We start from the raw sequence: 6,676 nt of genomic DNA, 5'->3' as shown, positions 1-6,676 counted from the left end.
CTCTATCCGTTGGAGCACCACAAAAAACCACTTTAAAGCCTAACTGATAAGCGTGATCGGCGACAGCGGCATAGCGCTCAACTAACCAGTTTCTCTCATCTTTACTCGCGGCAGGGCTAATAACAATATACGGCTCATGCGCAAGCTCCATCGATAGTTTTTGGTCTTCATCAGACAAAGCAAGATCCCATGTCGGTATCTGCTTAGGACACCCCAAAAAGTAAGCAAATTCAGAGAAATTATCTAACACATGAGATGCGTCCGTTTTTGGTAGCTTGCGATTGGTAAAGAGCCACTGCCCCTCTTTGGCACGTGTCCAACTAAAACCAAGTTTTACTTTTGCCTTTACTCCGATCGTTAACAGGCTGGCTCTTAATGCAACTTGCATATGCAGCAAATAATCAAACCGAGTTGAACGCAGGGCTCTCCATACTTCTTTCATTCCTTTTAGGCCGCGTTTTTTATCAAACACTACAACTTGAATTCCAGGTATATCACCAAGTAATTGAGCTTCGATTTTTCCCATCACCCACGTGATCTGACATTCTGGATAGGTAGCTTGAATAAGTTGCACCACAGAAAGGGCATGACAAACGTCACCAATGGCAGATAAACGCAGAATACAAATAGATTTTGGAGCAGAAAGAGCGTTATTCATTGATCGATTCCAATGGCATCATTTCTAGAACAGCAGAAACAACGTTATCTGGCTTGATATCTTGAAGGCATGGCGAATAGACATCATCGCTAATTTGACATCTGTTTTTATAACAAGGGACGCAGTTACGTTCAGATTGCACAAGTCTAATATTGGCGACTCTTTGGGAGCTAACACCATTGCTGTATAAATTGTTCGTTACATCAATTGGCTCTTCATATGGCCAAGGTGACCACATGCTTGCTGGCGCTACGCTAATAATAGATACAATTGGGATAGAGTAACCTGATGCGAGGTGACCAGGGCCACTATCAGGTCCAACAAAACCATCACTGTGTTTTATTAATACAGAGGTTTGAGCTAATGATAATTCCCCCAAAACACTGACCAGTTGATTCGATTCAGGAACTTGGCTAATGATTTGTTCAACAATGGTCTCGTCTCGTTCTAATTTAGCGCCAGATAAGACAATATTATAACCTGCAGATATCAGACGATTGATGACTTCAACCCAATACGAGACTGGCCACTGCTTAATTTCGTTGGAGGATGGCGCATGCACAACAATGTAGTTTGATGGCAATCTCTTTTGAACCGCTGAAGGTAATAACTCTTCGGGAGATACAAGCCGTGCAATACAATTAACATCTATGGTATCCAGCATACGAGCAACGCGACTCATTTTATGCTCAAAGCGATGTTGTTCTTTAATGTAATGAGTATAAATTAACTTTTTAACCCAGGCGCCAGAAAGCGATTCATCAATTGCACCAAGTCTTTTCTTGCCAAAGATAAAACTATAGATAGCGGTTCTATCATTAAGCATTTCATTGACGACTAAATCATATCGACCATGCGTTTTTAAAATTCGGTAATAGTCCTTAACGGATGCTCTTGGCGGAATTTCAACTAAAGAGTCAACGTCTGGATTGGTACCAAAAACCATCTCCCCTCTAGCATTAACTAAAACATCTATTGTTGCGGTCGGAAACGCTTTTCTCAGACTATGGGTAAAAGCAGAGATCAACAAACTATCACCAATGCAATGAGTGGCAACAACTAATATTTTTTGGTAACTACATGAATCGTTCATTAATCTGTTCGGCGTTTGATATACTGTTCTACCAAGTATGCCATAAACTCCCCAATACGAGACAGTGATTCATGTTTACAACAAAGCAAATCCATAAAACAACGTACTGGTATAATCCTAAATTACTCACCGAAGACGTTGAATTGGCTTTTTCTGTGGATTATTGGAAGGCGAATCAAGCAATACTGGGGCACGCTCAAGGTAGAGGAACAACATGGTTTGTTAAGGGAGAAAAAAGCAATTTCGCTCTTCGACATTATCATCGCGGCGGCTTGTTTGGAAAGCTAGTTAGAGACAGCTATTTATTTACTGGATTAGAGAACTCACGAGCATACCAAGAGCTAATGTTACTTGAGCTTCTAGCCACACATAAAGTTAATGTCCCGACACCCGTTGCTGCGAAAGTTTCGCAAGAAGGGCTCGTTTACAAAGCCGATATTTTAATTGAAAAGATTTCCGACGCAGAAGACTTAGTAAAGATACTATCAAACAAAAAACTATCCGATTCCCATTTCAACGATATTGGTCATCAAATTCGAAAAATGCACGATGCCGGGGTCAATCATACCGACCTCAATATCCATAACATTCTCGTTGATAAAGCAGGCAAGGTTTGGATTATCGATTTTGATAAATGCCTAACGCAAACAGGTAATAGCTGGAAAGAGAGTAATTTAAAGCGACTTAAGCGCTCATTCGAAAAAGAAGTTCGATTAGGAAGGATTGATGCTCAGCACTTTGATTTTTCACAAATTGAACAAGGGTACAAAGTGAGTACCCTTGAGAGTCTATGATTTATTCTTCTTTCAAACCAAATAACTTACGAAGTTTCTTTTTCTTTTTATAGATATGCCCTCGAATCACTTCAGCAAGAGGGCGCTTGAAGGACACTTCTTTAGCTAAGCGTATTTGCTCTTCAAATGGTTTATCTCCGTGTTCTTCAAAGAACTGTTCCAACACCGTTCTCGCCCAGTCTTTTCGTCCACTCGTTGAATAATGATTGAGCCAAGCTTTCGCTGGTTCAATATTCACCTGTGTAGAGAGCGCTTCAGATAACGCAAACTGTTCTAGAGTGTGTGCCTCACACCCTTCTTGACGTAACGCTTGAATCAACACATCGGCATAATCAAAAGCTGATGTGTGTTTCCCGGTGATACCGATGACTGCCGACGCCCACATAACTGAGTCTGGATTGGTGCGGTAGACACTGCCATCCATAAGCTTTATATCTCTATCTCTGATATGTGCGTATTCATTGGTGCTTGGCAAAGTATTGATGTTCACTTCTGAGCAAAACAGTAACGCGTTTTTATCCGATATAGAGTCGAAATAAACGTTTGTTGGCACGTTAAAGTACGTATCTGTATCTAAAAAAAGCAGTTTATCTTCAGGACTCAACTCTAAATTATCACAAAGATATTTTAAGCCGCGGTTCTTGATTCTGAAGTGATAAGTATTGCCTAGACTCCATTCAGCCTTTTGAGCTGGCGATATCGGAAACACTTTAATTGGCATATTAGCGAAGTGCTCAGGCTCTTCTGCTAGAACAGAAATTTCAGGCCTAGTTCCATTTGCCTCAACCCAATTGGCTAAAAAAGACAAAATGCAAAATCTTGCGCCTTGATAGTAAGTTCTATCATTGCCATAAATGACAAATGTTAAGTGTTTTCTAGCCAATTCTGATTTCATAATTTAGTACTTCGTAATATTTTTAAAAAGTGCTTTGTGCTTGCTGCTGACATGGCTTCGAACATGAGTTCGGTATCCCTCTTTAAACCAACTTCTAACCGTCGCATAAAGTCCTGAGGTTCTACCACTCAACTCACTATCAAATGCACCGGTTTTACTGCCCTGACGAACCAAAGGTGGGTGTGTCCAAAAAATATTGTACTCTAATGTCGTTCGCTCATTACCAATATAACCATCAATAGGTGCGTCAGTTATATTGCTTTCCATATGCTCTACCATTGCACGAGCAAAACTAAGGTCATAAAGCAAACCACCAGTAAGCTTGTTCGTTTTACACAAGTACAGATGTTGATTTGGAACTCTTACTGATGCAGGTACTAAGCTCGATGCCTCTTCAATATTTACAAGATACTTTTCTTCACCACGAAGTTCATTTTGGAAAGCTTCTAGTTGCTCAATAAAATCGCTATTTAAAAAAGCATCATCTTCTAACACTAATACTGGTGGAATTTGTTCTTCTACGACTTTTTTCATCACTAAGTAGTGCTTATAAAAGCAAGACTTCTCAGGGAGCCTCAGGGAGTCGTCAAAAAAACCATTTCTAACCTCATCAGATAGATCATCGATATCACCAGCTAACATATATTCGTAATCAGTGATGCCCACTTCTGGCAGGTGCTTATCTATATGTTTTCTACGTTCTTCGTAGCCTTTGCTTACATGAATAACAAAAGTTTTGATCATGGTGATGTCTCAATATTGGTGGCTGAATGATGTATCAATTGGAGTGTTTGTTGTAACGCACCTTGATTCTGTTGAACTATACCATAGCCTATTCGCCCTTTTTCAATTAACTCTTTAGGCTTGGATAATGCACTGATCATTTGTAAAGCAAGCTCATTCTCATCGGCTACAACAGACAGTGCGCTCGAGTCGATCAATTGATTCGCCAGGTCTGCAAAATTGAAATAGCTCGGCCCTGTTAAGCAGTATTTTTGAAGCAGCGCAGGTTCGATGAAGTTATGTCCTCCTACTTTCTTTCCAAGTAGGCTTCCTCCCATAAAAACAAGATCGCTCGCAGAAAGCATAACCATAAGCTCTCCCATCGTATCCCCCAAGTAGACGTCGACATCGAGCGGTATCTCGTCAACAACTTCGGTTCGACGAACCAAAACTAAGCCTTGGTTTTTGGCCAATTCAGCAACTGAATCAAACCGTTCAGGGTGACGAGGCACTATCACTAACAGCAATTCTGGCCGTTGGATTTTGGCTTGTTGGTAAGCTCTAAAAATTTGTTCATCTTCGCCCGCATGAGTGCTCGCGGCGACAACAATCTGCCTACCCTGCCCCAAAATATCTTTAAGATGCTCGCCTTGTGCGATTACATTATTATCAATCGACACATCGTACTTAATTGACCCTGTGACAATGACTTTTTCGCTCGGCGCACCTAGTAACTCAAATCGAGATTTATCATCAGAGTGTACCGTCAATATTAAATTTAACTTAGAGATAGTCGGATAAATTAACGAACTCATTTTTTGATAATTACTGGCTGATTTTTCGGATAATCGTCCATTAACTAATATCATCGGAATATCATTTTTAGCAACGGTGTTAATGGTGTTTGGCCATAATTCCGTTTCAATAATGAGCATGTTATCAGGCTGAACGCGGTTGATAAAACGTTGAACACACCAACTAAAATCAATAGGCATATAACGATGGCTAATCGAACCGCTCATCTTTTCGACCTGCTCAGCGCCTGTACTCGTTGTTGTAGTGATCAGTATTCTTTTATCTGGGTTTTGTATCGCCAGTTGTTCAACTAACTTTTTACTCGCCAGCACTTCCCCTACTGAAACGGCATGAATCCAAATCACACCCGATTGTCTATTCTTAATAGGCGGTGTAAATCCGAAATGCTCTTTCCAGCGATGACCAAAAGGCGGTTTGTTTGCTTTGGAGCGATATAAGCCCCAAAGCAGAATAGGGCTAACAAGGAAAAGTAGCGCGGTATAGGCCCAACGAACGACGATGCTCATATAACGACCTTATTTATATTTTGCCTTGGGAAATAACATCAAACTGCTCAATAGCACTAATGACTCTACTCGGCATTAACTCAGTGAGGCACTTTAGGTGCTGCTTGGGACAAGTTCGTTCAAAGCAAGGTCGGCACTCAATATCGGTATTGATGATCGCCAGTTTGTTCGTTAGCGGAGGCGTATATTTAGGTGAACTAGAGCCGTAAACAGCCACGACATTACAGCCCACCGCAGCGGCCACATGCATCAGCCCAGAATCATTGCTAACGACAGTACGACAAGCCCCGATCAAGTCTACAGCCTGAATTAAGCTCGTATCTCCAGCTAAATTGAAGCAATGCTGCTGCATATTAACAGGGACTTGTTCGATTATCTTTTGGGTTACTTCACGATCTTTAGCCGAGCCAAACAACCACACTTGGTAACCTTGCTTTATCATCGCTGTCGCTGCTGTTGCAAAGTGATTATCAGGCCAACGTTTCGCAGGGCCAAACTCAGCACCAGGACATAAACCAAGGACAGGCCTTTGATTGTTTAAACCAAATTGCTCCATAGCCTCTTGTTGGCTGGAGTCAACAACTTGTAGGCTTGGAAAAGGTAATGATGACAATTCACCTAAACAACCACTACCCGTCATTTCAGCTTTAGGGTGCGCTAACGCTACATACCGCTCTAACATGTATTGAAACGCTTTTTTATTGGTTCTAACGTCATTAAGCAAACCAAAACGCATTTCACCTTTCCAGCCAACTCGTTCAGGAACGCGTGCAAACAGGGGAATTAAAGCTGATTTCGCGGAGTTAGGTAATACGTACGCTTTATCGTACTGTACTTCCCTCAACGATTTGCCGATCTTATAACGAGATTTCAGATCAAATTGCCCATGCCCTAGTGGCATTTCAAGAGCTTGATTGACTTGTGGCATTCTTTCCAAAATAGGCTTACACCACGCTGGCGCTAAAACATCAATTTTTGCGTCAGGATACTGTCTTTGCAACTCAATATATAAGCCTTGAGACATTACCATGTCTCCAACCCATGACGGGCCAATAATCAGAATTTTCATTTGTCTTGCTCGTTAATAGCGTGTTCGTTAATAGCTTGGCCAGATAGTCTAAAATATTCTTGAAGTGTTTTAATGCAAACCAATTTTTCTAGTTGTTCATCTTGGAAAGGAGCAAGGTATTT

The 6,676-nt window shown here is 41.1% G+C and carries 7 protein-coding genes; 1 reads left to right on the top strand and 6 read right to left on the bottom strand.

The annotated features are described in order from the left end of the window. Together AB4653_RS11060 and AB4653_RS11055 are read right to left on the bottom strand one after the other, a co-directional pair. Nucleotides 1–658 (bottom strand): glycosyltransferase family 9 protein (locus tag AB4653_RS11060; RefSeq protein WP_372104164.1); only part of this gene is annotated, 658 nt, incomplete at its 3' end. Further along, the gene (locus AB4653_RS11055; protein WP_032555300.1) at nt 651–1,751 is read right to left on the bottom strand and encodes a glycosyltransferase family 9 protein; all 1,101 of its coding nucleotides are present in this window, start codon (nt 1,749–1,751) and stop codon (nt 651–653) included. The genes AB4653_RS11055 and AB4653_RS11060, both read right to left, overlap by 8 nt. 71 nt (nt 1,752–1,822) lie before the next feature. Between AB4653_RS11055 and AB4653_RS11050 the strand changes: the two genes are divergently transcribed. After that, nucleotides 1,823–2,545 carry a 3-deoxy-D-manno-octulosonic acid kinase gene (locus tag AB4653_RS11050; RefSeq protein ID WP_009847972.1) on the top strand — a complete coding sequence of 241 codons (723 nt, stop codon included), beginning with the start codon at nt 1,823–1,825 and terminating at the stop codon, nt 2,543–2,545. A 1-nt stretch (nt 2,546) separates the two neighbouring features. On the opposite strand, the gene AB4653_RS11045 is transcribed toward AB4653_RS11050, so the two are convergent. Genes AB4653_RS11045 through waaF form a run of 4 tightly spaced genes read right to left on the bottom strand, consistent with a single transcriptional unit; the run spans nt 2,547 to nt 6,554 of the window. Beyond that, nucleotides 2,547–3,440, bottom strand: a complete 894-nt coding sequence (locus tag AB4653_RS11045) for a hypothetical protein (protein ID WP_009847973.1) — start codon at nt 3,438–3,440, stop codon at nt 2,547–2,549. Between the two features lie 3 nt (nt 3,441–3,443). Continuing rightward, a complete protein-coding gene (locus AB4653_RS11040; RefSeq protein ID WP_372104161.1) occupies nt 3,444–4,184 on the bottom strand; it encodes a glycosyltransferase family 25 protein in 741 nt (246 codons plus the stop codon). Continuing rightward, complete coding sequence (waaA, locus tag AB4653_RS11035; protein WP_009847975.1) at nt 4,181–5,485, bottom strand: lipid IV(A) 3-deoxy-D-manno-octulosonic acid transferase; 1,305 nt, start codon at nt 5,483–5,485, stop codon at nt 4,181–4,183. Before waaA ends, AB4653_RS11040 begins: the two co-directional genes overlap by 4 nt. Nucleotides 5,486–5,498: 13 nt before the next feature. Continuing rightward, complete coding sequence (gene waaF, locus AB4653_RS11030; RefSeq protein ID WP_009847976.1) at nt 5,499–6,554, bottom strand: lipopolysaccharide heptosyltransferase II; 1,056 nt, start codon at nt 6,552–6,554, stop codon at nt 5,499–5,501. Nucleotides 6,555–6,676 lie beyond the last annotated feature (122 nt).

It is taken from the genome of Vibrio sp. 10N.222.48.A3, from assembly GCF_041475345.1.
In the GTDB taxonomy this organism is placed as follows: Bacteria; Pseudomonadota; Gammaproteobacteria; order Enterobacterales; family Vibrionaceae; genus Vibrio; species Vibrio tasmaniensis_A.
Note: the sequence above shows the minus strand (reverse complement) of the source record. Positions and strands in the feature narration are given on the sequence as shown.